Origin of the sequence: Pseudomonas sp. B1-22 (assembly GCF_050474425.1) — a bacterium.
Taxonomy (GTDB): domain Bacteria; phylum Pseudomonadota; class Gammaproteobacteria; order Pseudomonadales; family Pseudomonadaceae; genus Pseudomonas.
Genome location: NZ_JBCHVH010000002.1, coordinates 1,048,280 through 1,073,862 on the forward strand (window position 1 = coordinate 1,048,280; position 25,583 = coordinate 1,073,862).

Below are 25,583 nucleotides of genomic sequence, written 5' to 3' on the forward strand. Positions count from 1 at the left end.
GTCAATCGCGGACGGAGTCCGCTCCTACGGGAACCATCACGGTGCCTGCTTGATCACCTGACGGAAGCCCAGCACCGCGAACACCGGCACCTCGGGGGTGATGGACGGGAGGTTGGCGACCTCCTTGAGCGGTTCCAGCTTCTCTTCCAGATCGAAGTCGATCAGCTTTAGCACCAGCGCCTCCAGGGTGGTCACCTCGATTCGCTCCTCGCTGGACCGAATGACCAGCACCTCGGCTTTCAACCGGCGCTGCTGGCCGTGCAGATCGAGGTTGAAATCGAGGGTTTCCGCCCGCGACTGGCCCACTCGCAGGTCATCGTAGAGGCTCAGGTCGAGCTGGCTGGTGATGATCGCCTCCGGGTAGCGCTCGACCTCGAAGAACGAGTTGCGCATGCGCTCATCGCGCAGCGCCAGGCCACTGTCGATAGAGGCCAGCGGCACCACCAGGCGTACCGCGCCCTTGTCGTCGATCTGCCCGGAGAGCTGGTCGAAGCGCTGCACTTCCACCATCTTGCCACGCTTGACCGAGACGAAGCTGATCCGCGAGGTGTCGCCGTCCAGTTGCCACTCGGCCAGCGCCAGCGGACTGGCGAGAATCAGCAACGCTCCCATCAGCGCGCATTTCAGAGAAGACATCATTCCTCCAGAGCGGGGCGCCCCGCTCCGTGGAACGTACCCGTCAGTGGTTGGGCAATTCGTCCGCCTGGGACATCAGCCGGCATCCTTCGCGCGTACCGAGCCAGGCGGCTGTCTGGGTACTGCCGAGCCCGCGGGCGGTCACCCGCTTGTGCGCTTCGTCGTCGAGGAAGGCGCTGGTCGGCACGTACTGCTTCGTATAGGCCCGGCAATAGTCCGCCGAGTTCCCCATGACGTAGCGGCAGGAGCAGTACTCCTTGGCCGTGTAGGCGCCGATGATGCCGGGGAAGGCGGCCAGGTGGACGCGGTTCTGCCAGGCCGTGGCGACGAGCAGGAGCAGCAGCAGAAGCAGCGCGGTCAGGACCGGGTGACGGCGGATCATGGCTGCACCTCCGGCTGGGCGAAGGCCGCCTGGGCGAGCTTGAGGAAGGCGTCGTGCTGGTAGCTGCCGTCGCGGTCGTCGGCGTAGCGCACGATCACCAGTTTCTCTTCGGGGATCACGTAGAGCGCCTGGCCCCAGTGGCCGAGGGCGGCGAAGGTGTCCTCCGGCGCGCTCGGCCAGGGCGCCGGGGCGCCGGCTACCGCGCGGTTCAGCCACCACTGGCCGCCGGGTACCGCCTCGCCGGGCTTTTCCGCCTGCGGCTTGTAGTTGGGGAACGGCGCGAGGACGAACTGCAGCCACGCCTGCGGCAGCAGCTGACGGTCCTTCCAGCGTCCGCCGCGCTGCATCAGCAGGCCGATGCGGGCCATGTCGCGGGCGGTCATGTAGGCGTAGGAGGAGCCGACGAAGGTGCCGCTGGCATCGCGCTCCCACACCGCCGACTGGATGCCCAACGGCTGGAACAGCGCAGTCCAGGGATAGTCCGCGTAGGCCTGCGGACCGACCATCTGTTTGAGGGTCGCCGAGAGCACGTTGCTGTCGCCGCTGGAGTAGCGGAAGCGCTGCCCCGGAATGGCGTCGAGCGGGAAGTCGGCGGTGAATTTCGCCATGTCGTCGCGGCCTCGGGTGTAGAGCATCGCCACCACCGAGGAACGCACCGGCGCGTATTCGTAGTCTTCCTGCCAGGCCAGGCCCGAGGCCCAGTTGAGCAGGTGGCGCATCGTGATGTCACGGTGCGCAGCGAACGGCGCGTAGTGGCTCGCCACCGGGTCGTCGAGCTGGAAGCGGCCCTCTCCATACGCCACGCCGAGCACGCTGGCCATCAGGCTCTTGCTCATCGACCAGGCCAGGTGCGGCGTCTCGGCGCGCGTCGGGCCAGCATAGCGTTCGTAGATCAGCTGGCCGTCGCGGATCACCACCACGGCGTCGGTGCGCACGCCCTTGCGGGTGGCGTCGTCGCGAATGGGGAAGGCGTAGTTCTCGAAGGCCTGGACGGCGGCGCCGCTGGGCGTGGCCCCGTGGGACCAGTCAGCCTCAGGCCAGGTGTCGGCGCCAGAGGCATGGCCGCCGAGCAGGCAACTGGCGAGCGCCAGGGCACGCAGCAGCGGCCTGCGCGGGGCAAAGCGCGGGAAGGTGGGCATCGGTGGGCCTCTTGTTATCGGGTCGGCCCGCACCCTAGCACGGCGAAGATGACGGATTAAGCGCCGATCGTGCCTAGTTCAAGGACGATTGGCGCGATCGGTCAGAGGCGCTCAGCGCGGCACTTGGTAATCCTCCGGCCCCAGCAGGTCCATGCCGCACTGCAGGTTCTCGATCCAGTAGAGGAAGGCGCTGATCATCGCCTTGCCGACGAAAGGCCGGCCGTGCTGCGGAACGATCATCTCGACGTCCATGCCGCGCACCATCGAGGCCCACAGGCGGGTGACCTTGTTGGAGGCCATGTAGCGGCGATGAAAGCCTTCCATGTGCGGCAGATGGGCGGCGAAATCCTGCACGGGGTTGGCGTCATCCACCAGGGAGGCGCCCATGTCGCCGGAGAAAAGGATCTTGCTCACCGGATCGAAGACCTGGAAGTTGCCCACCGAATGCAGGAAGTGCGCAGGGATCATTTTCAGCTGGCAGCGCCCCAGTTGCACGGACTCGCCACGGTCGGGCAGCGGGATGACCCGGTCATAGGTGGAGATGCCGTGGTTGACCGCCAGGTAGTTGGCCGTCAGGTGCGGCAGGAAGCGTGCCCAGAGCTTGGAGCAGATGACCTTGGCGCGGGTGTGCAGCAGCCACTTGTCGAGGGCGGCGATGATGTCCGGGTCCTGGTGCGAGGCGAAGATGTAGTCCAGGTCCTGCAGCGGGAACAGCTTGGACAGCTCCAGCGACAACGGCGTGTAGGTCAGGTCGCCACCCGGATCGAGGAGCAGGCGTTTCTCGTGGTCGACGATCAGGAACTGGTTGGACTGGACCCCGTCGCCACTCACCAGATCGTCGAAACACAGGCACTGGTGTTTGCCGTCGTCGAACAGCACGATGGGTTCGCGTCGCATGGGGGAGTTCCTGTCGAGAGAGTGGGAAAACAGTGGGTAGCCGTGCGGATATTTCTGAGTACGACTTCAGAAACGGCCGCAAAGGCTAACCAGCCCTTCCCTCGCGCTCACTGACCTGGATCAAGCCCCAGCGCCACGCGCGCTTTCTCCAGGCGTTTGGCCCGTGCCGCGCCGGCAATCGCGAGGACACCACGGTCACGCCTCCACGCCGCCGCCAGCGCCGGATCGGCCGTGGCGAACGCGGCATCCAGCGCTGCCGACAGGTCCTCGAACTGGCTGAACACCCCGGCCAGCAGCAGATGGGCTTCCGCCTGAGCGGCCGGTTGCCGGCTCACTTCCGCACAGCCGGCCAGCACGCCGACCAGGCGCAACGTCAGCGCCGCCGGCCAGTGCAGCTCGTTGGCCAGGCCGTAGAGCCAGGCGCAGAGGGCAGCCAGCACATGGGTGTCTTCCAGGGTGCGGAAGGGCTTGCTGTAGGCCTCCCAGCCGTCGCCGGGCAGGCGCTCGCAATGGGTGCCGTCGAGCAGCAGGCGGGCATGGGGAATATCCGGCAGCAGCGGCAGGGCCGGCAGCGGCTCCAGCGTCACGCCTGGTGCTCCGGCCAGCACTACTGCCATCGCCAGGCGCGGGGCTTCACCTTCGTCTTCATCGCGCGCCGCCACCAGCCACCAGGCCGCGCGGTCGGCCGCGGTGGCGAAGTCTTTCTGGCCCCGCAGTACCAGGCCGTCCAGGCGAGTCTGCAAATCCGCCGGACGCACGCTCTTCTTCTCGGTCACGCACAGCGCGCCAAGGCTAAGCGGCGCCGCGGGCCAGAGCGCGCGCAGGGCGGCCTGGTAGCCGGCGAGGAAGGCCAGCCCCGGTGTAACCGCCAGGCGTCCGCCAAGGACCGCCAGTTCGAAGCTGCCGACAGCGCCGGCGCGCTCGAGCAACTCGGCGTACCAGTCGTCCAGGGGGACTCCGGCGGGCAGTCGATCCTGCGGGCCGAGCAGGCATTTCCAGGGCATCGCGGCGCTCCTTCTTCAAGCCATTCGTCGTTGTCATACAAGCATCACCGCGCCGTCATGGGGGTGACACCGCTCATTCCTAGCCTGAGCTTGCACAACAAAGCCGACCGGCCGCAACCCGCATGGCCGGCACACGGAGGCCTTGCATGAGTCAGATCGCCCTCTCCTGTGACACCCCGGCGCAGCGCCGTCTCAAGGCCGTACGTCTGCGCGGCGCCCGCGCCCTGCGCGAAGCCCAGGCCCTGCGTTACCGCGTGTTCAGCAGCGAGTTCGACGCCCAGCTCAAGGGCGCGGACCAAGGCCTGGACATGGACGATTACGACCGCCACTGCGCCCACATCGGCGTGCGTGACCTGAACACCGGCGCGCTGGTGGCCACCACCCGCCTGCTCGACCATCGCGCCGCCCAGCGCCTGGGCCGCTTCTACAGCGAGGAAGAGTTCGCCCTCGACGGCCTGGACAACCTGCAGGGCCCGGTGCTGGAAATCGGCCGCACCTGCGTCGCCCCGGATTACCGCAATGGCGGCACCATCGCCGTGCTCTGGAGCGAACTGGCCGAAGTGCTCAACGAAGGCGGCTACCGCTACCTGATGGGCTGCGCCAGCATCCCCATGCGCGACGGCGGCATCCAGGTCCGCGCGGTGATGCAGCGTCTGCGCGACCGTTACCTGTGCCACGAAAACCTGCGCGCCGAGCCGAAGACGCCGCTGCCGCCGATGGATGTGCCGGACAACCTCACCGCCGAACTGCCGCCGCTGCTCAAGGCCTACATGCGCCTGGGCGCGAAGATCTGCGGCGAGCCCTGCTGGGACCCGGACTTCGGCGTCGCCGACGTGTTCATCCTGCTCAAGCGCGACGAGCTCTGCCCGCGCTACGCCCGTCATTTCAAGGCGGCGGTGTGATGCGCAGTCTGCGCGCCTGGCTGCGCGTCGCCCGCCTGTTGCTGGTGCTGACGCTGGGCCTGGCGCTGGCGGGCTTCGTCACCCTGCTGGAACGCCTGCCCGGCCACGACTGGATGCTCCTGCGCCAGCGTCTGACCCGCTGGTTCCTGGCGCGCCTGAGCGCCGCCTTGCCCTTCGAGATCACGGTGCACGGCGAGCTGCCCAGCCAGCCGATGCTGTGGGTGTCCAACCATGTGTCCTGGGTCGATATTCCGCTGCTCGGCGCGCTGCTGCCGCTGACCTTCCTGTCCAAGGCGGAAGTGCGCCAGTGGCCGGTGGCCGGCTGGCTGGCGGAAAAGGCCGGCACCCTGTTCATTCGCCGTGGGTCGGGCGACTCGCGGATGATCAATGCGCAGCTGGCCACGCACCTGTCGCGCGGCCGCTCGCTGCTCGTCTTCCCCGAAGGCACCACCACCGATGGCCAGGGCCTGCGCACCTTCCACGGCCGCCTGATGGCCAGCGCCATCGAAGCCGGCGTACCGGTGCAGCCGGTGGCGCTGCGTTACCGCCGTGACGGCCAGGCGTGCGAACTGGCGCCCTTCATCGGCGACGACGAGCTGGTCAGCCACCTGAAGCGGTTGTTCGGCAATGATCGGGGCGTGGTGGAAATCCATCTGCTGCCGGCATTGTCCAGCGCTCACCGGGACCGCAATCTGCTGGCGAAGCAGGCGCATGCCGCGATCCACGCGGTGGTCTGCGACGAACAGGAAGAGCCCGCCATTGCGGCTTGAGATTGGCTGAGAAAAGCAGAGAAAAAGCAGAAAGGATGTGGAGCCCGCCGTAACCCACGGCCGGCGAGCTCCCACTCTGACGAAACGGTTTTCAAGCGGCGCCGGACGGCACCCTCGAGCCGCCCGGCGAAGCCTGAAAACAGTCTCTAGGCGCCGGCCTCCGGCGGCACGACCAGGATGTCACAATCCAGCTCGCGCAGAGCGTAGTCGGCAACACTGCCGATCAGGGCACGCTTGATCCCACCCATGCCCCGAGTCCCCATGACCAGCAGATCGGGCCGATGCTTGTCGACCATCCGCTGCAGCACGTTGCCCGGCAGCCCGACGGCCACCAGTTGTTCATCGATGCGATCGTCCAGTTGCTCGTCGTGCAGGAAGGTTTTCAGTTCCTCCACGGCCTGGCGCGTCTCGGTGCCGACGAACTCGTCGACCCGCTCCTCGCTGACCCCGGAGTACTGCATCATGCCCTTGGCCAGCGGGCTGAAGGCGTAGACCCCACGGCGCACCGCACCATCGAGCAGGCCCAGCGTTCCCGCGACATTCACCGCGTTGGCCGAGGCGTGGGAAATGTCCAGCGCCAACAGCAGGTCACGGTACTCACCTCTCGCCGGCTGGTTGACCACCAGCACCGGCAGCTGGCCGGCGCGCAGTACACGCTCGACGGTGGTGCCGACGAAGATGTCGCGCAGCACGCTCTTGCGATGGGCGCCCATCACCAGCAATTCAACGTCCTGGCTCTTGGCCGCGGAGAGAATCCGCTGATTCGGATCGCCGCGCTCGACCATCAGTTTCGGGCTGCTGCCGGCCCATTCGGTCAGCTCCACCAGGCGCGCCTCCAGCATCATCCTGACCTGGGTGGCCTCCTGCTCGACCAGTGCGGCCGGCTGGTCCTCGTCGACCACGTAGAGCACGGTCCAGGGACAGGCGAAGCGCTTGGCGAGCGCCGCCGCGCGGTGCAGGGCCTTTTCCGAACGGCCGGACAGATCCGTTGCGACCATTAACGACTTCATGATGCTGCTCCTCTCGTCGTCCTTCAGATGTGTCTATTGCACACGCGATGGGCGGCCGGGCGGTTGACGCATATCAAGTCAGGGCGGACCGTCCATCGAATTCGGCAGCTTTCTGACGAAAGCCTGCAGTTCGGGATAGAACTCACGAAAATCGCTGCTCAACGGCTCGTACAGGCGATCCAGTTCATCCCAGGCGCCGTCCAGCAGGGACGGTCGCGACAGGCGTCGGGACATCCCGGCGACCACGTCCTGCAGCACTTCGAACTGCCGATAACTGCCGAGCCAGTCCTGCGCGGCCATGCGCGGTGCAATGCGCGCCAGGCGCTCCGGCAGGCCGGGCGTGCGGCCCAGTACACCGTAGACGCGATGGGTGAACTGCTCCAGCGGCTCATCGGAGAAACGCCCCCAGTCGCGGGCCAGGCAATGGTCGAAGAATACGTCGAGAAGCACGCCCGCCATGCGTCGGCGCTCCTGCGGGAAGCGCGTCTTGGCAATGTGTATCAAAGGGTGACTGTCGGTGAAGGCGTCGATGCGCCGATGCACACGGATGGCCGCTTCGATGTCGGCAGGCCATTGGCCGGCGAGCGGCCCTTTTACGAAGTCGCCGTAGAGGCTGCCGAGCAGTTGGGCGGGCCGGTCGCCGCCCAGGTGGAGGTGCGCGAGGTAGTTCATGGGGCAGAGAGTAGCGCGGATTCATCCGGCCCTGCGCGAATGAAATCCGTCGCGGAACAGGTGGGCGGATATTCGTAGGAGCAACTGTCTACTTCTGGACAGTCTGTGCCGGCTCGTTCTCCCTCACCCCAGCCCTCTCCCTCAGGGAGAGGGGGCAGACCGTGCCGGCTGAGACCGAGATTTCCTCCTGCACCGAACGGTCCCCTCTCCCCCTGGGAGAGGGTTAGGGTGAGGGCCGCCCCGAGCGCAAAGACATCTCGTAGGAGCGGACCTTGTCCGCGAATCCTTCAGCAGGCACCGAGATTCGCGGAGAAGCTCTGCTCCTACAAAAGCATGGTCCGGCGCGGTAGGAAATCATCGCGGACGGAGTCCGCTCCTACGACGGTGACGAAGGCTAATATCACGGGTGTCGATCATTACTATCGCCCCAAACGAATTCATATCGCTTTTGACCGATATATAGTTCGTCTCAACGCGATATACCGATGTGCCCATGACTGAACAACCCACTCTCGATCCTGGTATCGACCTCGACGAAATCTTCAAGGCCCTGGCCCACCCAGTGCGGCGTGACATGCTGCGCTGGCTGAAGGACCCGGAGAAATTCTTCGTCGAGCAGGAGCACCAGTCCTTCGAGATCGGCGTCTGCGCCGGCAAGTTCGACCAGCGCACCGGTCTGTCGCAATCCACCGTCTCCGCGCATCTGGCCACCCTCCAGCGCGCGGGCCTGGTGACCAGTCGAAAAGTCGGCCAGTGGAACTTCTTCAAACGCAATGAAGAGACCATCCAGGCCTTTGTTCGCCACCTGAGCGAAGCGCTGTAACCCCCGGCTACTGCCACGACAACTTCCACTTTCCAGGAGCAGGCGCATGCCCACTTCGCTTCTCGTCCTCGCTTTGTCCGCGTTTGCCATCGGCACCACGGAATTCGTGATCATGGGCCTGCTGCCCGAGGTCGCGGGCGACCTGTCCGTCAGCATTCCCGCCGCCGGCTGGCTGGTCAGCGGCTACGCCTTCAGCGTCGCCATCGGCGCGCCGATCATGGCCCTGCTCACCGCCCGCCTGCCGCGCAAGACCGCGCTGCTGATGCTCATGGGCATCTTCATCCTCGGCAACCTGCTCTGCGCGGTGGCCGCCAACTACGGCCTGCTGATGCTGGCGCGGATCATCACCGCGCTGTGTCACGGCGCCTTCTTCGGCATCGGCTCGGTGGTCGCCGCCAGCCTGGTGCCGGCCAACCGCAAGGCATCCGCCGTGGCCCTGATGTTTACCGGCCTGACCCTGGCCAACGTGCTCGGCGTACCAGCCGGCACCGCCCTGGGCCAGATCGCCGGCTGGCGCTCGCCGTTCTGGGCGGTGACGCTGATCGGCGTGGCTTCGCTCATCGGCCTGTGGCGCGTGCTGCCGAAGCAGCACGATGAAGAGGCAGTGGACATGCGCAAGGAATTCGCCGCGCTGCGCAACGGCCCGCTGTGGCTAGCGCTGGGCACCACCGTACTGTTCTCGGCCGCCGTCTTCGCGCTGTTCACCTACGTCGCGCCGCTGCTGGGCGAAGTCACCCAGGTTTCCCCACGCGGCATCACCTGGACCCTGGTTCTGATCGGCCTCGGCCTGACCCTGGGCAACATCATCGGCGGCCGCCTCGCCGACTGGCGCCTGGGCACCACCCTGGCCGGCGTGTTCGCCACCATGGCAGTGGTTTCCACCGTCCTGAGCTGGACCAGCGCCGCGCTGATTCCGGCCGAGATCACCCTGTTCATCTGGGCCGCCGCCGCCTTCGCCGCGGTGCCCGCCCTGCAGGTCAACGTGGTGCGCGTCGGCGGCACCGCACCGAACCTCGTCGCCACCCTGAACATCGGCGCCTTCAACGTCGGCAATGCTATCGGCGCCTGGGTCGGCGGCAGCGTCATCGACCACGGCCTGGGCCTGACCCGCGTGCCCCTGGCCGGCGCCGTGCTCTCCGTACTCGCGCTGATCGCGGTGATGATCGCCTTCAGCGGCAAGCCCAACCAGACCCAAACCGTCCTCGATTGATCCTCCCCCTCACGCCCCGGAGTAACGCAATGACTACGCTTTTCGATCCCATCGTCATCGGTGACCTGGAACTGCCCAACCGCATCGTCATGGCCCCGCTGACCCGCTGCCGCGCCGACGAAGGCCGCGTGCCCAACGCGCTGATGGCCGAGTACTACGCCCAGCGCGCCGACGCCGGCCTGATCCTCAGCGAGGCCACCTCGGTGAGCCCGATGGGCGTGGGCTACCCGGACACCCCCGGCATCTGGTCCGACGACCAGGTGCGCGGCTGGAGCAACATCACCAAGGCCGTGCACGCCAATGGCGGGCGCATCATGCTGCAGCTGTGGCACGTGGGCCGCATCTCCGACCCGCTGTACCTGAACGGCGAAACCCCGGTGGCGCCGAGTGCGATCAAGCCGGCCGGCCATGTCAGCCTGGTGCGCCCGATGAAGGAATTCGTCACCCCGCGCGCCCTGGAAACCGAAGAGATCGCCGACATCGTCGAGGCCTACCGCATCGGTGCCGAGAATGCCAAGGCCGCCGGTTTCGACGGCGTGGAAATCCACGGCGCCAACGGCTACCTGCTCGACCAGTTCCTGCAGAGCAGCACCAACCAGCGCACCGACCAGTACGGCGGCTCAGTGGAGAACCGCGCACGCCTGCTGCTGGAAGTCACCGATGCCGCCATCGAGGTGTGGGGCGCCGGCCGCGTTGGCGTGCACCTGGCGCCGCGCATGGACTCCCATGACATGGGCGATGCCGACCCGCTGGCGACCTTCGGTTACGTGGCCCGCGAGCTGGGCAAGCGCAGCGTGGCCTTCATCTGCACCCGCGAGAAGGCCGCTGACGACAGCATCGGCCCGAAACTCAAGGAGATCTTCGGCGGCGTGTACATCGCCAACGAGCGCTTCACCAAGGAAACCGCCACCCAGTGGCTGGAAAGCGGCAAGGCGGATGCGGTTGCCTTCGGCATCCCGTTCATCGCCAACCCGGACCTGGTGACCCGTCTGCAGAAGGACGCCGCCTGGAACGAACCGCACCCGGAAACCTTCTACGCCAAGGGCCCGGTCGGCTACCTGGACTACCCGCGCCTGTAAGGGCTGGCTCCAGCGTCAATGAAAAGGGCGCCTTCGATTGAAGGCGCCTTTTTCATTTCCGGGCCGGGCGCATCAGGAATCATCGTTTGCAGGAGCGGATCTTATTCGCGAAATCGGCGCAATCCTGCGGCCCTTCGCGGACAAGGTCCGCTTCTACAGTCCCGGACGCTCAGGGCGCGAACACCGCGGCTACCTCCACATAGCCCTTGCAACTTCCGCAGGCCAAAGGGGGATCGCCCAAACGAAAAGCCCCCGCTCCGGAAGAGCGAGGGCCTTTGCGATTGCGCCAGCGCGGCGGTCAGCGCGTGCTGAGCTGCTGCTGGAGGTTCTGCACCTGCTGCTGCAGGGTGTTGATGTTGCGCATCACCTGGATGCGGAACACGTCGAACTCCTTGGTGTCGTTGCTGGCCTGGCCCTGGCGGCCGTCGACCTCGGCACGCAGCAGCATCAGGTCGTCCTGCAGGCTCTTGATCGCCTGGCTCTGGTTACCCTGCTTCTTCAGGTTGGCGATCTCGGTGTTGAGCCCCTGGATCTGCTGGTTGGCGGCGGCAAGGTCGGCCTGCACGCTGCGGAGCTTGGCCTGCTCGTCGGTGATGGCCTGGAGCTTGCCCTCGAGCTGCGACATCAACAGCGCAGCGCTGTCCTGCTGGGCCTTGAGCTCGGCGCTGACCTGCGCCAGGCGCTTGCCCTGGGCGCCGTCGAACTCTGACAGCGACGCCTGCTGTGCCTTGGCCTGCTCGGCCAGGCGGCCTTGCAGTTGCTTGACCTGCAGCTTCAGCGCTTCGCGGTCGCTGGTGCCGTTGGATTCGTTGGCGACGAACCTGCCGCGGATGTCGTCAAGACGGCCGGAGGCTTCCTCGCTGATCTTGGCGAAGCTCTCCTGGGTGGCGATCAGCTGTTGTTCCATCAGCATCAGCTGCTGGTGGCTCCACCAGGCCACGCCCCCCAGGGCAATGGCCATGGCGGCGACCAGCGCCCACAGCGCCCCGGTGCCGCCGCCGCGCTTCACCGGCTGGGGCAGCGGACGGCCACTGGGCTCGACCACACGGCGCGGGTGATGACCGAACTCGTCGCGGTCAGCGGAATCGGTGGAAAGGCTGGGCACATCATCGAATTCGTCGAACGTGTCGTTACGCATGGAGTGAACCTGTGGGGATAAAGCGGCGTGTTGCCTGCGCTGTGCGCAGTATATCCGTTCGGGCACAGGCGTGAGCAGGGTGCCATCACGGAGCGCGACGCACCTGATCGGCGCACAGAAGACCCCATCGCCAGCCCGGCAGTTCCCCGACAACCCGCCACGGCCGGCCCGGCGGCAGCGTGGCATGGTGCTTGCTCGCGTCCCGGACAGGTGGCGCCGTCCGGGCGCCTTTGCGGGGGAGCACGTCGGGTGATCGAATTCAACAAGGCTATCCTGGACTGCATGCGCGAACTGCGCCGCCGACTGCGCGACGAACAGGCGCTGGAAATCCAGTACCAGCAGAGCGACGCCATCGAACAGATGTTGCGCGCCTGTGCCGACTCAGCGCGGGACGAGACCCGCCGGATGGGCGAACGCCTGAGCGAGCTGAGCGGCGTGAAGCTACCGCGTGTGGTGCAGGAACCGAGCTTCCTGCCGATGCAGGGCGGCGGCGACCAGCAGTATTCCGGCCCGCTGCGCGGCGGGGCCCGCTCCTCGCGCTGACGCCTTTATCTCTTGCAGGAGCGAGCTTTCTCGCGAACAACCCAAGCGACGGCGCCATGCGGTTCGCGAGCAAGCTCGCTCCTACAGGCCAAGCCCGCCCTCGCAGCGGGCTGACAGTCCGCTCCTACAGTTCAATAGCCACGTAAGCCGTCAGCCCCCGCGCAATCTCCACCAGTCGCAGAACTCGTCCAGCGCATCCCACAGGCTCGCCTGCGGGTCGTAGTCGAGGTACTGGCGGGCGCGGGAGATATCCAGGGAGAAGTCCTTGCCCATCACCGCCATGCCGAGGCGATGCAGGGTCGGCTCGGGTCGCCCCGGCAGCACCTTGCACACCCCTTCGTTGAGCAGCGCCAGGGTGTAGGCCAGCGGATAAGGCATGTGCCGCGTCACCGGCGGCAGCTCCAGGCGGCGCATGACGTAGTTGACCACGTCCCACAACGGCAGCGGCTGGCCGTTGCTGATGTTGTAGGCCTGGCCGAGCGCCTCGTCATCCGCCATCAGGCTGGCGAACAGGGCGTCGTTGAGATTCTGGATGCTGGTGAAATCGACCTTGTTCAGGCCCTGGCCGATGATCCGCAGGCGGCCCTTGCGGTGCGCGGCGATCAGGCGCGGGAAGATGCTGGTGTCGCCGGCGCCGGTGACGAAGCGCGGGCGCAGCGCCAGCACTTCGAGGCCGAACTCCTGGGCACCGAGGGCAACCAGCTCCGACTGGTACTTGGTCGAGCCGTAGTGGTTGGCGAAGCGCTTGGGCACCTGCTGTTCGGTGATACCGACATGGGAGCGGCCATCGAAGTAGATCGACGGCGACGACAGGTGCACCAGCCGCCGCACCTTCTGCTTCAGGCACGCCTCGACCACCGATTCGGTCATCGCCACGTTCGCCTGGTGGAAGTACTCATGGCTGCCCCACACGCCCACCGCGCCGGCGCAATGCACCACGGCGTCGACGTCGTGGCACAGCGTGCGCACCAGCGCCGGATCGGCGAGGTCGCCCGCCATGAACTCGGCGCCGCGCGCCACCAGCGGCTGCAGCGCCTCGGCGCGCCGTCCGTTCACCCGCACCGCCAGTCCCTGCTCGAGGGCGAAACGGGCAAAACGCCCGCCAATGAACCCGCTGGCTCCGGTGACCAGAATCTTCATGCACGCCACTCCTGTTCTTCTAATGCGCGGACTCTAGCAGCCGCCGCACCGTACTACCCTGGCCTTGTACGCCAGAAACGAATCCTTGCAGACCGCACCGGCGCTCCAGGGTTGCACGACTTGCGGTGGGTGACAGCCAGGGGGCGAATGGAACTACGCTCTAGGGATTGGTTTTTCACCGAGAGCAGAGCATGAGCAAGCCCCACTGGATGATCTACGGCGCCAGCGGCTACACCGGCCGGCTGGTGGCCGAACAGGCGCAGCGCGAGGGCCTCGCGCCGATCCTCGGCGGCCGCAACCCGGCCAGCCTGCACGCACTCGGCAGCACGCTGGGCCTGGAGTGCCGGGTCTTCGACCTCAATGACAGCGCCGCCGCCCAGGCCGCGCTGGCGGATGTCGCGGTGCTCGCCAACTGTGCCGGTCCCTTCTCCGCCACCGCCGCGCCGCTGATCGAGGCGTGCCTTGCCAGCGCCACGCACTACGTGGACATCACCGGCGAGATTGCCGTCTTCGAACACGCCCACAGCCTCGACGATGTCGCCCAGGCCGCCGGCATCGTCCTCTGCCCCGGCGTGGGCTTCGACGTCATCCCAACCGACTGCATGGCGGCCTGCCTGAAGGAAGCCATGCCGGAGGCGACCCAACTGGCCCTGGGCTTTGACAGCGGCAGCGGACCGTCACCGGGTACCGCCAAGACCATGCTGGAAGGGCTCAAGCTGGGCGGCAAGGTACGCGAGGCCGGACGCCTGCGCGACGTGCCGCTGGGCTACAAACGCCGCGACATCGACTTCGGCCGGGGCCTCAAGCACGCCGTGACCATCCCCTGGGGCGACGTGGCGACTGCCTATTACTCCACCGGCATCGGCGACATCGAAGTCTACCTGCCGGTGCCACCGGCCGCCGCCCTCGGCATGCGGATGATGGACACGCTGCGCCCGCTGCTGGGCCGCGACCGCGTGCAGGACTGGCTCAAGGAACAGGTGGACAAGCGCGTCCACGGCCCCGACGAACTGGCCCGCAGCAAGCTGCGCACCTGGGTCTGGGGCGAAGTGCGCAACGCCCGTGGCGAACGCCGCACCGCGCGGCTGGAAACCGCCAACGGCTACGACCTGACCCTTCACGGCGTGCTCTTCGCGGTGCGCCACCTGCTGGCGAATCCGAACAGCGCCGGCTACTTCACCCCATCGAAGCTGTTCGGCCCGCGCTGCATCGAGCAATTGCCCGGCAGCGGCAGGATCGTCATTCGCGGCTGATCGGCACCAGAACGCCCGGCGCCTTCGCCAGCAAGTGCCGGGTCAGCGCAGCGAGCAGCTCGCCGCCATTGCGCCAGTGGTGCCAGTAGAGCGGCACGTCGATCACCCGCCCCGGCAGCATGTCCACCAGCTCGCCACGTTCCAGTTCACCCCGCACCTGCTGCTCGGGCACCAGCCCCCAGCCAAGGCCGCCGCTGGTCATGCGCACGAACCCCTCGGACGATGGGCACAGGTGATAGCTGAAGTGACCGTCGACGCCCAGCGTCTGCAGATAACGATGCTGCAGTTGATCATCCGGGCCATAGACGATGGCCGGGGCGCGTACCAGGCCCTCGGGTGTCACGCCGCCGGGGAAGTGCCGGGAGATGAATTCCGGGCTGGCGAGACCGCGATAACGCATCGCCCCCAGCGGTTCGCAACGCCCGCCGGCCACCGGACGCGGGCTGGCGCAGACGCAGCCGGCCACCTCCCCGGCGCGCATGCGCTTGAGGCCGACCTCCTGGTCCTCCACCACCAGGTCCAGCAGCACACGGCGCTCGCCACAGAAGTCGCCCACTGCCTGCGCCCACCAGGTCGCCAGGCTGTCGGCGTTCAACGCCAGGCGCAGGCGCTCGGGCGCCGCGCCGTCATCCAGCGCCGGCACCCATTGCTGCAGGTCGCCTTCCAGCAGGCGCACCTGCTGCACGTGGTTGAGCAAGCGCCGGCCCAGATCGGTCGGCTGCGGCCGTGCCGCCCGCACCAGCACCGGCTGGCCGACCCGCGCTTCGAGCAGCTTGATGCGCTGGGAGATCGCCGACTGCGACAGCCCCAGCACCTGGGCGCCGCGCTCGAAACCGCCCTGCTCCACCACGGCGGCCAGGGCAGCGAGCAGCTTGTAGTCGAACATGATCAGTTTCCCTAATGAGATATCAGCAACATTGGTTTTTCTTATACAGCCGAACGCCCGACAATCGCCAGCAATCCCCTTCTTCGATGGACTGTTCCATGGCTGGCGAAACCTCCCTGGCCGCGCTGCTGCGCGGCATGACCCCGGTACTCAACGACGGCGAGTACGTGTTCTGTACCCTGGCCGACGGCCGACTGCCTGATGGATTACAGCCGCTGGGCAGCTTCCGCGAACGCGAAGGGCTGACGCTGATCCTGCCGCGCGCCGAAGCCGAGGACGCCGGGCTGGCCTTCGACTACGTCGCCGCCTGGCTGACCCTGGAAGTGCACTCGGCGCTGCAGGCGGTCGGCCTCACCGCCGCCGTGGCCACCGCCCTGGCGAAAGCCGGCATCAGCTGCAACGTGGTCGCCGCCTGGTACCACGACCATCTGTTCGTCGCCCACGCCGACGGCCCGCGCGCGCTGGACGTGCTGCGCGCCCTCGCCCTCTCCCCGGAAGGAATCTGAACCATGTGGCAGAGCTACCTGAACGGCATGCTGGTCGCCGCCGGCCTGATCATCGCCATCGGCGCGCAGAACGCCTTCGTCCTCGCCCAGAGCCTGCGCCGTGAACACCACCTGTCAGTGGCGGCGCTGTGCGTGCTGTGCGACGCCATTCTGGTCAGCGCCGGGGTCTTCGGCCTGGCCAAGGTCCTCGCCGAGAACCCCACGCTGCTGGCCATCGCCCGCTGGGGCGGGGTCACCTTCCTGCTCTGGTACGGCCTCAAGGCGCTGCGTCGTGCAGTCGCACCCGAAGCCATGGCCGACGCTAAAGAAACCGGTCCGCGCTCGCGCCGCACGGTGCTGATGGCGGCGCTGGCGGTGACCCTGCTCAACCCGCATGTCTACCTCGACACCGTTCTGCTGATCGGCTCCCTCGGCGCCCAGCAGGCAGCGCCCGGCGCCTACGCCATGGGCGCGGCCAGCGCTTCGCTGCTGTGGTTCTTCACCCTCGCCCTGGGCGCCGCCTGGCTTGCCCCGTGGCTGGCGCGGCCGGCCACCTGGCGGCTGGTGGACCTGATGGTGGCGGTGATGATGCTGGGCATGGCGGCGCAACTGGTATTTGCCGCCTGATGCGGAAAAAGTCCGAACGACGATTCGTCATCCCGGTCGGAGCATAGTGAGGACACGCTCCGGCGTGGCCCTGCCGCACGGCCTTTGACCCTACAGATGCTGCGTGGATATGCCCAGGGTCGGGTGCTATGATCCGACCTTCGCGGCGCCGGAAGCCACGGCTTCCGGACGCAACTGGCGCGCTGCCCTGGTCCCTTGGGGGCGCATTGCAGCTACGCCCGGATGCCGCGACAAATACTTCAACCGGCCCCGTGTACCGGTCGCGCGTTCGCCGCGCTAGCCCAGACTGAGTGAGATAGGAGAGAGAACATGGCTTTCGAATTGCCGCCGCTGCCTTACGCGAAGAATGCCCTTGAGCCGCACATTTCCGCGGAAACCCTGGAATACCACCACGACAAGCACCACAACACCTACGTCGTGAACCTGAACAACCTGGTTCCGGGCACCGAGTTCGAAGGCAAGAGCCTGGAAGACATCGTCAAGACCTCTTCGGGCGGCATCTTCAACAACGCAGCCCAGGTGTGGAACCACACCTTCTACTGGAACTGCCTGAGCCCCAACGGCGGTGGCCAGCCCACCGGCGCCCTGGCTGACGCCATCAACGCTGCCTTCGGTTCCTTCGACAAGTTCAAGGAAGAGTTCAGCAAGACCTCCATCGGCACCTTCGGCTCCGGCTGGGGCTGGCTGGTGAAGAAGGCCGACGGCTCCCTGGCCCTGGCCAGCACCATCGGCGCCGGCTGCCCGCTGACCAGCGGCGACACCCCGCTGCTGACCTGCGACGTCTGGGAACACGCCTACTACATCGACTACCGCAACCTGCGTCCGAAGTACGTGGAAGCGTTCTGGAACCTGGTGAACTGGGACTTCGTGGCGAAGAACTTCGCTGCCTGATTCCCCCCAGCGTGACCCTGGAAACCCGGCCTTGTGCCGGGTTTCTTCGTTCTGTACGCGCAAGAGGCCCGGGTCGGCTAACCTGAATGGCCTAAACCGTCAAAAATGCAACGATGGCCCTTTGACGCCATAGCGCCAATTGCCAATACTCAGACCAGTCTTTCGCCCCCGGCGATGAACAAGGAAAAACCCTTGAAACTGGACCCCCGGCACAGCCTCTCCCTCAAGCTGCTGCGAATGGTACTGCTCGCGGCCCTCGTGGTCGGGGTTGTGCTCAGCTGTGCCCAGATCGTTTTCGATGCACACAAGGCCCGCCAAGCCGTCCACAACGACGCCCAGCGCATCCTGGCGATGGTCCGCGACCCCTCCACCCAGGCCGTCTACAGCCTGGACCGGGACATGGCGATGCAGGTCCTCGAAGGGCTGTTCCAGCACGAGGCCGTGCGCTATGCCGCCATCGGCCATCCCGACGAACCCATGCTGGCGGAAAAGTCCCGCCCGCTGCTGGAGTCCCCCACCCGCTGGCTGACCGACCCGATCCTTGGCGCCGAGCAGAACTACGCCATCCGCCTGGCCGGCCGCGGCGGTTCCAACGAATACTACGGCGACCTGAAGATCACCCTGGACACCGCGCCCTACGGCGAGGACTTCGTCACCACCTCGGGGATCATATTCCTCTCCGGCCTGCTCCGCGCCCTGGCCATGGGCCTGGTGCTGTTCATGGTCTACCACTGGCTGCTGACCAAGCCGCTGTCGAAGATCATCGAGCACCTCGCCTCGATCAACCCGGACCGCCCCAGCCAGCACAAGCTGCCGATGCTCCACGGCCACGAGAAGGACGAGCTGGGCCTGTGGGTCACCACCGCCAACCAGTTGCTCGCCTCCATCGAGCGCAACGGCCACTTGCGCCGCGAGGCCGAAGACAGCCTGCTGCGCATTTCCCAGTACGACTTCCTCACCGGCCTGCCCAACCGCAAGCTGCTGCAGCAGCGCCTGGACCAGATCCTCGAAGGCGCCTCCCGCCTGCAGCGGCGCGTTGCCGTGCTGTGCCTGGGGCTGGATGACTTCAAGGGCATCAACGAGCAGTACAGCTACCAGTTCGGCGACCAGTTGCTAATCGCCCTCTCCGACCGCCTGCGCACCCGCAGCGCGCACCTGGGCGCCCTGGCGCGACTGGGCGGCGACCAGTTCGCCCTGGTCCAGGCCGACATCGAGCAGCCCTACGAGGCCGCCGAGCTGGCCCAGCAGATCCTCGACGACCTGGAAGCGCCCTTCGAGCTGGACCAGCACCTGGTGCACCTGCGCGCCACCATCGGCATCACCCTGTTCCCCGAGGACGGCGAGACCACCGAAAAGCTGCTGCAGAAAGCCGAGCAGACCATGACCCTGGCCAAAAGCCGCTCGCGCAACCGCTACCAGTTCTACATCGCCAGCGTCGACAGCGAGATGCGCCGCCGCCGCGAACTGGAGAAGGACCTGCGCGAAGCCCTGGCGCGCAGCGAACTGCACCTGGTCTACCAGCCGCAGGTGGACTACCGCGATCACCGCGTGGTCGGCGTCGAAGCGCTGCTGCGCTGGCAGCACCCGACCCAGGGCTGGGTCGCGCCGGACCTGTTCATCCCGCTGGCGGAACAGAACGGCTGCATCTTCAGCATCGGCGAGTGGGTCCTCGACCAGGCCTGCCGGCAACTGCGCGAATGGCACGACCAGGGCTTCGACGACCTGCGCCTGGCGGTCAACCTGTCCACCGTGCAACTGCGCCATAACGCCCTGCCGCGTGTGGTCAGCAACCTGCTGCAGATGCACCGCCTGCCGCCGCGCTCGCTGGAACTGGAGGTCACCGAGACGGGCCTGATGGAAGACATCTCCACCGCCGCCCAGCACCTGCTCAGCCTGCGCCGCGCCGGCGCGTTGATCGCCATCGACGACTTCGGCACCGGCTACTCCTCGCTGAGTTACCTCAAGAGCCTGCCGCTGGACAAGATCAAGATCGACAAGAGCTTCGTCCAGGACCTGTTGCTGGACGACGACGACGCCACCATCGTTCGCGCCATCATCCAGCTGGGCAAGAGCCTGGGTATGCAGGTGATCGCAGAGGGCGTGGAGACGGTCGAGCAGGAGGCCTACATCATCGCCCAGGGCTGCCACGAGGGGCAGGGCTACCTGTACAGCAAGCCGCTGCCGGCGCGCGAGCTGACCCTCTACCTCAAGCAGGCCCGGCGCCTGGCCGAAGTGGCCGGCGGCGGCTCCGGCGGGGTGGAGCGTCACTGACACCTCCCCGGCCTGATCGGCGGAATACCCACCCCCATCGCCAGCACCATGCCCCTGTAGGAGCGAGCTTGCTCGCGAACCGCCTGGCACCGGCGCTCGGGCTGTTCGCGAGCAAGCTCGCTCCTGCATGAACAGCATCATTCACTCCTCCCAGTGGCGACCTGCTGGCCACCCGACGCGAAAGCCCCCCTCGAATACCCTTTTCAAAAATGCAAATCTTTCGCATTATGTTGCCGTTTTTCGTACGCAGTTCGATCTCGTGCGCCTCCTACACCTCAAAGGAACCCGTCATGACACGTATGCCCTGGGCCACTGCCAGCCTGCTCGCCATCGCCATTTCCCTCGCCGGCTGCGGCGATGACAAGAAAGCCGAAGCCCCTGCGAACCAGGCCGCCACCCCGGCAGCCAGCGCCCAGAGCAACGCCCCGACCGCCGCCAAGGTCGACGAGGCCGCGGTCAAGGTCGTGGTGAAGAACTACGCCGACATCGCCGAAGCCACCTTCGGCGATGCCCTGACCACCGCCAAGGCCCTGCAGGCCGCCGTCGACGCGCTGCTCGCCAAGCCCAGCGAAGCCACCCTGAAAGCCGCTCGCGAAGCCTGGCTGGCCGCGCGCAAGCCCTACTCGCAGAGCGAAGGCTTCCGCTTCGGCAACGCCGTGGTTGACGACTGGGAAGGCGCGGTCAACGCCTGGCCGCTGGACGAAGGCCTGATCGACTACGTCGCCAAGGACTACCAGCACGCCGAAGGCAATGCCGGCGCCACCGCCAACATCGTCGCCAACACCGAGATCCAGGTTGGCGAAGACAAGATCGACGTGAAGGAAATCACCGGCGAGAAGCTGCTGAGCCTGAACGAACTGGGCGGCTCTGAAGCCAACGTCGCCACCGGCTACCACGCCATCGAGTTCCTGCTCTGGGGCCAGGACCTGAACGGCACCAAGCCGGGCGCGGGCGACCGCAAGTACACCGACTACGTGCAGGGCAAGGACTGCAGCAACGGCCACTGCGACCGTCGCGCCGCCTACCTGAAGGCCGTCACCGACCTGCTGGTGGCGCAGATGGAAGAGATGGCCGGCAACTGGAAAGCCGGCGTGGCCGACAACTACCGCGCCAAGCTGGAAGCCGACAGCGCCGACAACAACCTGCGCAAGATGTTCTTCGGCCTGGGCAGCCTGTCCCTGGGCGAGCTGGCCGGCGAGCGCATGAAGGTCGCCCTGGAAGCCAACTCCACCGAAGACGAGCACGACTGCTTCAGCGACGACACCCACCACACCCTGTTCTTCGATGCCAAGGGCATCCGCAACATCTACACCGGCGAGTACAAGCGCGTGGATGGCAGCGTGGTGAAAGGCCCGAGCCTGTCCGACCTGGTGGCCAAGGCCAACGCCCAGGCCGACAGCGACCTGAAGGCCGACCTGGAAGCCACCGAGGCCAAGATGCAGGCCATCGTCGACCGTGCCGAGAAGGACGGTGTGCACTTCGACCAAATGATCGCCCCGGACGCCAAGGACGATCAGCAGAAGATCCGCGACGCCATCGCCTCGCTGGTCAAGCAGACCGGCGCCATCGAGAAGGCTGCCGCCGCGGTTGGCGTGCAGGACCTGAAGCCGGACACCGCCGATCACCAGTTCTGATCGCCGGCCGGCGCTGCGGCTCCGCGTCGCAGCGCCGGCATGAACCGGAAAATGTCCAGCGAAGCCCCGCCGCGCGGGGCTTCGTCATTTTCGCGGGCAGGCATGGCTGAACCTCGAATACAAATTTTTCAGATTTGCATTTGGTGCGCGCCTGATAAGATGACCTGCTGCAATTTCACGCTCTGGAACTGAAGTCCATGCTCCACCGTTGCGCCATTCTGCTGGTACCGCTGCTCTCTGTCGTCGCCCTTGCCGCATGCAAGCCGGAGACTTCCCGGCACGCGGTGGCCGAGCCGGGCGAAGCGCTTTCCGGCGGCGCCGCCACGGTCGGCCAGAGCGACCGCAACGCCTACTCCATGCCCTCGGCCAACCTCACGCCGAGCCGCCGCCTGGACTTCAGCGTCGGCAACAGCTTCTTCCGCAACCCCTGGGTGATCGCCCCGTCCACCACCACCGCACGTGACGGCCTGGGCCCGCTGTTCAATACCAACGCCTGCCAGAACTGCCACATCAAGGACGGCCGCGGCCATCCGCCGGAACCCAACGACGTCAACGCCGTGTCCATGCTGGTGCGCCTGTCGATTCCGGCCGGCCCGGAAGATGCGCGCACCCTAAAGCGCCTGGGCGTGGTGCCCGAGCCCGTATACGGCGGCCAGCTGCAGGATTCGGCCATCCCCGGCGTAGCCCCCGAAGGCAAGGTGCGGGTGGATTACGAAGCGGTGCCGGTGACCTTCAAGGACGGCACCAAAGTCGAGCTGCGCAAGCCGATCCTGCGCATCAGCAACCTCGGCTACGGCCCGATGCAGGCGAACACCCAGTTCTCCGCACGCATCGCCCCGCCGATGATCGGCCTGGGCCTGCTCGAATCGATCCGTGAGGAGGACATCCTCGCCAACGCCGATCCGGACGATCACAACGGCGACGGCATTCGCGGCCGCGCCAACCAGGTCTGGGACGATGCGCGCCAGGATACTGCGCTCGGCCGCTTCGGCTGGAAGGCCGGGCAGCCCAACGTCGCCCAGCAGAACGCCCACGCCTTCTCCGGCGACATGGGCCTGACCAGCGACCTGATCCCCACCGACGACTGCACCGAGGCGCAGGTCGACTGCCGCAACGCCATCGACGGCGGCAAGCCGGAAGTCAGCCAGCACATCTTCGACCAGGTCGCCTTCTACGCCCGCAACCTGGCGGTGCCGGCGCGGCGCAAGGTCGACGACCCGCAGGTGCTGACCGGCAAGGGCCTGTTCTTCGACAGCGGCTGCGCCAGCTGCCACACCCCGAAATTCACCACCGGGCCCAATGCCGCCGAGCCGGAACTGGCCAACCAGGTCATCCGCCCCTACAGCGACCTGCTGCTGCATGACATGGGCGACGGCCTTGCGGACAATCGCCCGGAATTTCTCGCCAGCGGGCGCGACTGGCGCACCCCGCCGCTGTGGGGCATCGGCCTGACCGAGACGGTCAACGGCCACACCCAGTTCCTCCACGACGGCCGCGCCCGCAACCTGCTCGAAGCCGTGCTCTGGCACGGTGGCGAAGCCGAAGCGGCCAGGCAGCGCGTACTGACTTTCGACGCCGAGCAGCGCAGTGCCCTGCTGGCGTTCCTGAATTCCCTCTAAGGAGCCGAGCCGAACATGTTCCGCCCCCGCCTACTGATCACCAGCCTCGCCATCGCCCTGGGCGCCTGCTCGCCCACCGACCCGCAGGCCACCACCAGCGCCACGCTGGCCCAACAGGTGATCCTGCCGACCTACAGCCGCTGGGTGGACGCCGACCGCGCCCTGGCCGCCAGCGCCCTGGCCTACTGCCAGGGCAACGAGGACCTGGCCAAGGCCCGCGCCGACTACCTGGCCGCGCAGAAGGCCTGGGCCGAGCTGCAGCCGCTGCTGGTCGGCCCGCTGGCCGAGGGCAACCGCGCCTGGCAGGTGCAGTTCTGGCCGGACAAGAAGAACCTGGTCGCGCGCCAGGTCGAGCAGCTGCTGGGCAGCGGCAACCCGATCACCCCGGCGACCCTGGATAAGTCCAGCGTCGTGGTCCAGGGCCTGACCGCCTACGAATACATCCTCTTCGACGCGAAGATCGACCTGGCCAACGCCGAGACCAAGGCACGCTACTGCCCGCTGCTGGAAGCCATCGGCGCGCACCAGCAGGCCCTGGCCGAAGGCATCCTGGCGCAGTGGAAGCAGGACGGCGGCATGCTCGCCCAGCTCTCCAAGTTCCCCAACGACCGCTACGCCGACGCCCACGAAGCCATCGCCGAACTGCTGCGCGTGCAAGTCACCGCCCTGGACATGCTGAAGAAGAAGCTCGGCACCCCGCTGGGCCGCCAGAGCAAGGGCATCCCGCAGCCGTTCCAGGCCGAAGGCTGGCGCAGCGACGCCTCCCTGGCGAGCCTGGACGCCAGCCTGACCGGCGCCCAGGCGCTGTGGAACGGCACCGACAGCAAGGGCCTGCGCGCCCTGTTGCCGGCCGAGCAGAAGGAACTGGCGGGCAAGATCGACGCCGCCTACGCCGACACACACGGCAAGCTGAAGGCGATCGACAAGCCGCTCAGCGATCTGCTCAAGGACGAGGCCGGCATCCAGCAACTGAATGCGCTGTACGACAGCCTCAATGCCGTTCACCGCCTGCATGAAAGCGATCTGGCGAAAGCACTGGGTGTGCAGTTGGGCTTCAACGCCAACGACGGCGATTGATCGGCTACGCGTCGCCCATGCGTCGTTGGAGAGCCTGGCTCTAGCTCGCGCGATCGAAGAGAAAAATTGAACGAGGTGAACGCCATGTTGCGACGTCACGTACTCGGCCTGGGCAGCCTGCTGCTCGGCGCCCTGACCCTCGGCGGCTGGACGCTGTCGCGCAAGGGCAAGGAGCCCCTGCTGCTGTCCGCCCGTGACGACGCGGATGGCAAGCACTACGCCGTGGGCTACCGCCTGGATGGCAGCCGCGTGTTCGCCACGCAGGTGGGCCTGCGCTGCCACGACGTGGTGCAGCACCCGAGCCTGCCGCTGGCGCTGTTCGTCGCCCGCCGCCCGGGCCGGCAGAGCTACCTGATCGATCTGAATGACGGCCGCCTGCTGCAGACCCTCGACTCGCAAGCCGACCGCCACTTCTACGGCCACGGCGTGTGGCACAAGGACGGCGAGTGGCTCTACGCCACCGAGAACGACACCACCGATCCGGGCCGCGGCGTGCTCGGTGTCTACCGCTTCGACGGCAACCAGCTCAGCCACACGGGCGAGATTTCCACCCACGGCCTCGGCCCGCACCAGGTGTCCTGGATGCCGGACGGCGAAACGCTGGTGGTGGCCAACGGCGGCATCCGCACCGAAGCCGAAAGCCGCGTGGAGATGAACCTCGACGCCATGGAGCCGAGCCTGGTGCTGATGCAGCGCGACGGTTCGCTGATCTCCAGGGAAACCCTGGCGCAGCAGATGAACAGCGTGCGCCACCTGGCCATCGCCGCCGACGGCACCATAGTCGCCGGCCAGCAGTACATGGGCGACGCCCACGACCATGCCGACCTGCTCGCGATCAAGCGCCCCGGCCAACCCTTCCAGCCCTTCCCCCTGGCCGACGAGCAGCGCCTGGCGATGACCCAGTACACCGCCAGCGTCGCCATCCACAGCGACCTGCGCCTGGTGGCGCTGACCGCCCCGCGCGGTAACCGCTTCTTCATCTGGGACCTGGATACCGGCGCCGTGCGCCTGGACGCGCCACTGCCCGACTGCGCCGGCGTGGGTGCGGTGAAGGACGGTTTCGTCGTCACCTCCGGGCAGGGCCGCTGCCGCTTCTACGACTGCCGTGGCGAGCGCATCGCAGCCGCTCCGCTGGAGCTTCCGCCAGCGTTCTGGGACAACCACCTGTACCTGGCCTGAACACCCGCTCCGGGCCGCTCACCGCACGATCGCCAGGTGTCTGCCCGCCGCTCCTTGCGGGTATCTCCGGCGAACGCGCCGAAATGCCCCAGGCCAGGATCGGCTACACGGCGGTGGCGTCCCTCCCACGGCGCCGCACCGATTCAGCGCAATTTGCGCGCAATCACATCGGTTTCTTCGCGAAACGCCTTGTAATCGCCACCCTTTGACTCATCGCCCGATCAGGCATAAGGTGCGCAATTCCGCCCCGCAATGGGGCGTCCCCCGTATCGGCTTCATGGCCTGATCGACATCCCGCGAACGGAAGGCCGTCCTG

25 protein-coding genes are annotated in these 25,583 nt (G+C 67.0%); 15 read left to right on the forward strand and 10 right to left on the reverse strand.

Annotated features, from left to right (window positions below):
• Window positions 1-36: 36 nt before the first annotated feature.
• The 5 genes from ACQ5BL_RS11670 to ACQ5BL_RS11690 all read right to left on the reverse strand — a co-directional run bounded on the left by ACQ5BL_RS11670 (window position 37) and on the right by ACQ5BL_RS11690 (window position 4,058).
• The gene (locus tag ACQ5BL_RS11670) at window positions 37-612 is read right to left on the reverse strand and encodes a YceI family protein (RefSeq protein WP_243806728.1); all 576 of its coding nucleotides are present in this window, start codon (window positions 610-612) and stop codon (window positions 37-39) included.
• A 67-nt stretch (window positions 613-679) separates the two neighbouring features.
• Window positions 680-1,018 (reverse strand): amidase, encoded by a 339-nt coding sequence (locus ACQ5BL_RS11675; RefSeq protein ID WP_243806552.1) that lies wholly within the window; start codon window positions 1,016-1,018, stop codon window positions 680-682.
• A complete protein-coding gene (locus ACQ5BL_RS11680) occupies window positions 1,015-2,157 on the reverse strand; it encodes a serine hydrolase domain-containing protein (RefSeq protein ID WP_243806554.1) in 1,143 nt (380 codons plus the stop codon). The genes ACQ5BL_RS11675 and ACQ5BL_RS11680 overlap by 4 nt, the downstream gene beginning before the upstream one ends.
• A gap of 111 nt (window positions 2,158-2,268) precedes the next feature.
• Window positions 2,269-3,054: an MBL fold metallo-hydrolase gene (locus tag ACQ5BL_RS11685; protein ID WP_243806556.1), complete on the reverse strand. Its 786-nt coding sequence runs from the start codon at window positions 3,052-3,054 to the stop codon at window positions 2,269-2,271.
• 107 nt (window positions 3,055-3,161) lie between these two features.
• Entirely contained in the window at window positions 3,162-4,058 is an 897-nt protein-coding gene (locus ACQ5BL_RS11690) for an acyl-CoA dehydrogenase family protein (protein ID WP_243806558.1), read from the reverse strand.
• 146 nt (window positions 4,059-4,204) lie between these two features.
• Between ACQ5BL_RS11690 and olsB the strand changes: the two genes are divergently transcribed.
• Together olsB and ACQ5BL_RS11700 are read left to right on the forward strand one after the other, a co-directional pair.
• The gene (olsB, locus tag ACQ5BL_RS11695) at window positions 4,205-4,960 is read left to right on the forward strand and encodes an L-ornithine N(alpha)-acyltransferase (protein WP_243806560.1); all 756 of its coding nucleotides are present in this window, start codon (window positions 4,205-4,207) and stop codon (window positions 4,958-4,960) included.
• Window positions 4,960-5,730, forward strand: a complete 771-nt coding sequence (locus ACQ5BL_RS11700; protein WP_243806561.1) for a lysophospholipid acyltransferase family protein — start codon at window positions 4,960-4,962, stop codon at window positions 5,728-5,730. Before olsB ends, ACQ5BL_RS11700 begins: the two co-directional genes overlap by 1 nt.
• Window positions 5,731-5,876: 146 nt before the next feature.
• On the opposite strand, the gene ACQ5BL_RS11705 is transcribed toward ACQ5BL_RS11700, so the two are convergent.
• Window positions 5,877-6,740 (reverse strand): universal stress protein, encoded by an 864-nt coding sequence (locus ACQ5BL_RS11705; protein WP_243806562.1) that lies wholly within the window; start codon window positions 6,738-6,740, stop codon window positions 5,877-5,879.
• Window positions 6,741-6,818: 78 nt separating this feature from the next.
• The gene (locus ACQ5BL_RS11710) at window positions 6,819-7,412 is read right to left on the reverse strand and encodes an ACP phosphodiesterase (protein ID WP_243806563.1); all 594 of its coding nucleotides are present in this window, start codon (window positions 7,410-7,412) and stop codon (window positions 6,819-6,821) included.
• A 493-nt stretch (window positions 7,413-7,905) separates the two neighbouring features.
• Between ACQ5BL_RS11710 and ACQ5BL_RS11715 the strand changes: the two genes are divergently transcribed.
• Genes ACQ5BL_RS11715 through ACQ5BL_RS11725 form a run of 3 tightly spaced genes read left to right on the forward strand, consistent with a single transcriptional unit; the run spans window position 7,906 to window position 10,524 of the window.
• On the forward strand, window positions 7,906-8,235 hold the full coding sequence (locus ACQ5BL_RS11715) for an ArsR/SmtB family transcription factor (RefSeq protein WP_243806564.1): 330 nt from the start codon (window positions 7,906-7,908) through the stop codon (window positions 8,233-8,235).
• Window positions 8,236-8,281: 46 nt separating this feature from the next.
• The gene (locus ACQ5BL_RS11720; protein ID WP_243806565.1) at window positions 8,282-9,445 is read left to right on the forward strand and encodes an MFS transporter; all 1,164 of its coding nucleotides are present in this window, start codon (window positions 8,282-8,284) and stop codon (window positions 9,443-9,445) included.
• Window positions 9,446-9,474: 29 nt separating this feature from the next.
• On the forward strand, window positions 9,475-10,524 hold the full coding sequence (locus ACQ5BL_RS11725; protein ID WP_243806566.1) for an alkene reductase: 1,050 nt from the start codon (window positions 9,475-9,477) through the stop codon (window positions 10,522-10,524).
• Between the two features lie 298 nt (window positions 10,525-10,822).
• On the opposite strand, the gene ACQ5BL_RS11730 is transcribed toward ACQ5BL_RS11725, so the two are convergent.
• Entirely contained in the window at window positions 10,823-11,662 is an 840-nt protein-coding gene (locus ACQ5BL_RS11730) for an ATPase (RefSeq protein WP_243806567.1), read from the reverse strand.
• Window positions 11,663-11,914: 252 nt separating this feature from the next.
• On the opposite strand from ACQ5BL_RS11730, the gene ACQ5BL_RS11735 reads away from it, so the two are divergent.
• The gene (locus tag ACQ5BL_RS11735) at window positions 11,915-12,205 is read left to right on the forward strand and encodes a hypothetical protein (protein ID WP_243806730.1); all 291 of its coding nucleotides are present in this window, start codon (window positions 11,915-11,917) and stop codon (window positions 12,203-12,205) included.
• A gap of 150 nt (window positions 12,206-12,355) precedes the next feature.
• Here the strand turns inward: ACQ5BL_RS11735 and ACQ5BL_RS11740 are convergent, their stop codons facing one another.
• Entirely contained in the window at window positions 12,356-13,345 is a 990-nt protein-coding gene (locus ACQ5BL_RS11740) for an NAD-dependent epimerase/dehydratase family protein (RefSeq protein WP_207886058.1), read from the reverse strand.
• A gap of 191 nt (window positions 13,346-13,536) precedes the next feature.
• Between ACQ5BL_RS11740 and ACQ5BL_RS11745 the strand changes: the two genes are divergently transcribed.
• Window positions 13,537-14,598, forward strand: coding sequence for a saccharopine dehydrogenase family protein (locus tag ACQ5BL_RS11745; protein WP_243806568.1), 1,062 nt, complete (start codon window positions 13,537-13,539; stop codon window positions 14,596-14,598).
• Here the strand turns inward: ACQ5BL_RS11745 and ACQ5BL_RS11750 are convergent.
• The gene (locus ACQ5BL_RS11750; protein ID WP_243806731.1) at window positions 14,585-15,490 is read right to left on the reverse strand and encodes a LysR family transcriptional regulator ArgP; all 906 of its coding nucleotides are present in this window, start codon (window positions 15,488-15,490) and stop codon (window positions 14,585-14,587) included. The genes ACQ5BL_RS11745 and ACQ5BL_RS11750 overlap by 14 nt on opposite strands.
• Window positions 15,491-15,582: 92 nt before the next feature.
• On the opposite strand from ACQ5BL_RS11750, the gene ACQ5BL_RS11755 reads away from it, so the two are divergent.
• The 8 genes from ACQ5BL_RS11755 to ACQ5BL_RS11790 all read left to right on the forward strand — a co-directional run bounded on the left by ACQ5BL_RS11755 (window position 15,583) and on the right by ACQ5BL_RS11790 (window position 25,267).
• Entirely contained in the window at window positions 15,583-15,990 is a 408-nt protein-coding gene (locus ACQ5BL_RS11755) for an ACT domain-containing protein (RefSeq protein ID WP_243806573.1), read from the forward strand.
• Window positions 15,991-15,993: 3 nt separating this feature from the next.
• Window positions 15,994-16,596 carry a LysE/ArgO family amino acid transporter gene (locus ACQ5BL_RS11760; RefSeq protein WP_243806580.1) on the forward strand — a complete coding sequence of 201 codons (603 nt, stop codon included), beginning with the start codon at window positions 15,994-15,996 and terminating at the stop codon, window positions 16,594-16,596.
• A gap of 309 nt (window positions 16,597-16,905) precedes the next feature.
• A complete protein-coding gene (gene sodB / locus ACQ5BL_RS11765) occupies window positions 16,906-17,487 on the forward strand; it encodes a superoxide dismutase [Fe] (RefSeq protein WP_152225940.1) in 582 nt (193 codons plus the stop codon).
• 192 nt (window positions 17,488-17,679) lie between these two features.
• A complete protein-coding gene (locus ACQ5BL_RS11770; RefSeq protein ID WP_243806581.1) occupies window positions 17,680-19,758 on the forward strand; it encodes a putative bifunctional diguanylate cyclase/phosphodiesterase in 2,079 nt (692 codons plus the stop codon).
• A gap of 290 nt (window positions 19,759-20,048) precedes the next feature.
• Window positions 20,049-21,392: an imelysin family protein gene (locus ACQ5BL_RS11775; protein WP_243806583.1), complete on the forward strand. Its 1,344-nt coding sequence runs from the start codon at window positions 20,049-20,051 to the stop codon at window positions 21,390-21,392.
• A 197-nt stretch (window positions 21,393-21,589) separates the two neighbouring features.
• Window positions 21,590-23,011, forward strand: coding sequence for a di-heme oxidoredictase family protein (locus tag ACQ5BL_RS11780; RefSeq protein WP_243806591.1), 1,422 nt, complete (start codon window positions 21,590-21,592; stop codon window positions 23,009-23,011).
• A 15-nt stretch (window positions 23,012-23,026) separates the two neighbouring features.
• Entirely contained in the window at window positions 23,027-24,088 is a 1,062-nt protein-coding gene (locus ACQ5BL_RS11785; RefSeq protein ID WP_243806593.1) for an imelysin family protein, read from the forward strand.
• An 84-nt stretch (window positions 24,089-24,172) separates the two neighbouring features.
• Window positions 24,173-25,267 (forward strand): DUF1513 domain-containing protein, encoded by a 1,095-nt coding sequence (locus tag ACQ5BL_RS11790; RefSeq protein ID WP_243806595.1) that lies wholly within the window; start codon window positions 24,173-24,175, stop codon window positions 25,265-25,267.
• The last annotated feature ends 316 nt before the right edge of the window (window positions 25,268-25,583 follow it).

Excerpts from the sequence above, each read along its gene's own strand:
- ACQ5BL_RS11670 (WP_243806728.1), bottom strand. The coding sequence starts at position 612 with ATGGGAGCGTTGCTGATTCTCGCCAGTCCGCTGGCGCTGGCCGAGTGG.
- ACQ5BL_RS11700 (WP_243806561.1), top strand. The coding sequence starts at position 4,960 with ATGCGCAGTCTGCGCGCCTGGCTGCGCGTCGCCCGCCTGTTGCTGGTG.
- olsB (WP_243806560.1), top strand. The coding sequence starts at position 4,205 with ATGAGTCAGATCGCCCTCTCCTGTGACACCCCGGCGCAGCGCCGTCTC.
- ACQ5BL_RS11710 (WP_243806563.1), bottom strand. The coding sequence starts at position 7,412 with ATGAACTACCTCGCGCACCTCCACCTGGGCGGCGACCGGCCCGCCCAA.
- sodB (WP_152225940.1), top strand. The coding sequence starts at position 16,906 with ATGGCTTTCGAATTGCCGCCGCTGCCTTACGCGAAGAATGCCCTTGAG.
- ACQ5BL_RS11740 (WP_207886058.1), bottom strand. The coding sequence starts at position 13,345 with ATGAAGATTCTGGTCACCGGAGCCAGCGGGTTCATTGGCGGGCGTTTT.
- ACQ5BL_RS11780 (WP_243806591.1), top strand. The coding sequence starts at position 21,590 with ATGCTCCACCGTTGCGCCATTCTGCTGGTACCGCTGCTCTCTGTCGTC.
- ACQ5BL_RS11720 (WP_243806565.1), top strand. The coding sequence starts at position 8,282 with ATGCCCACTTCGCTTCTCGTCCTCGCTTTGTCCGCGTTTGCCATCGGC.
- ACQ5BL_RS11760 (WP_243806580.1), top strand. The coding sequence starts at position 15,994 with ATGTGGCAGAGCTACCTGAACGGCATGCTGGTCGCCGCCGGCCTGATC.
- ACQ5BL_RS11790 (WP_243806595.1), top strand. The coding sequence starts at position 24,173 with ATGTTGCGACGTCACGTACTCGGCCTGGGCAGCCTGCTGCTCGGCGCC.
- ACQ5BL_RS11685 (WP_243806556.1), bottom strand. The coding sequence starts at position 3,054 with ATGCGACGCGAACCCATCGTGCTGTTCGACGACGGCAAACACCAGTGC.
- ACQ5BL_RS11785 (WP_243806593.1), top strand. The coding sequence starts at position 23,027 with ATGTTCCGCCCCCGCCTACTGATCACCAGCCTCGCCATCGCCCTGGGC.
- ACQ5BL_RS11775 (WP_243806583.1), top strand. The coding sequence starts at position 20,049 with ATGACACGTATGCCCTGGGCCACTGCCAGCCTGCTCGCCATCGCCATT.
- ACQ5BL_RS11725 (WP_243806566.1), top strand. The coding sequence starts at position 9,475 with ATGACTACGCTTTTCGATCCCATCGTCATCGGTGACCTGGAACTGCCC.
- ACQ5BL_RS11715 (WP_243806564.1), top strand. The coding sequence starts at position 7,906 with ATGACTGAACAACCCACTCTCGATCCTGGTATCGACCTCGACGAAATC.
- ACQ5BL_RS11745 (WP_243806568.1), top strand. The coding sequence starts at position 13,537 with ATGAGCAAGCCCCACTGGATGATCTACGGCGCCAGCGGCTACACCGGC.
- ACQ5BL_RS11730 (WP_243806567.1), bottom strand. The coding sequence starts at position 11,662 with ATGCGTAACGACACGTTCGACGAATTCGATGATGTGCCCAGCCTTTCC.
- ACQ5BL_RS11675 (WP_243806552.1), bottom strand. The coding sequence starts at position 1,018 with ATGATCCGCCGTCACCCGGTCCTGACCGCGCTGCTTCTGCTGCTGCTC.
- ACQ5BL_RS11690 (WP_243806558.1), bottom strand. The coding sequence starts at position 4,058 with ATGCCCTGGAAATGCCTGCTCGGCCCGCAGGATCGACTGCCCGCCGGA.
- ACQ5BL_RS11705 (WP_243806562.1), bottom strand. The coding sequence starts at position 6,740 with ATGAAGTCGTTAATGGTCGCAACGGATCTGTCCGGCCGTTCGGAAAAG.
- ACQ5BL_RS11755 (WP_243806573.1), top strand. The coding sequence starts at position 15,583 with ATGGCTGGCGAAACCTCCCTGGCCGCGCTGCTGCGCGGCATGACCCCG.
- ACQ5BL_RS11680 (WP_243806554.1), bottom strand. The coding sequence starts at position 2,157 with ATGCCCACCTTCCCGCGCTTTGCCCCGCGCAGGCCGCTGCTGCGTGCC.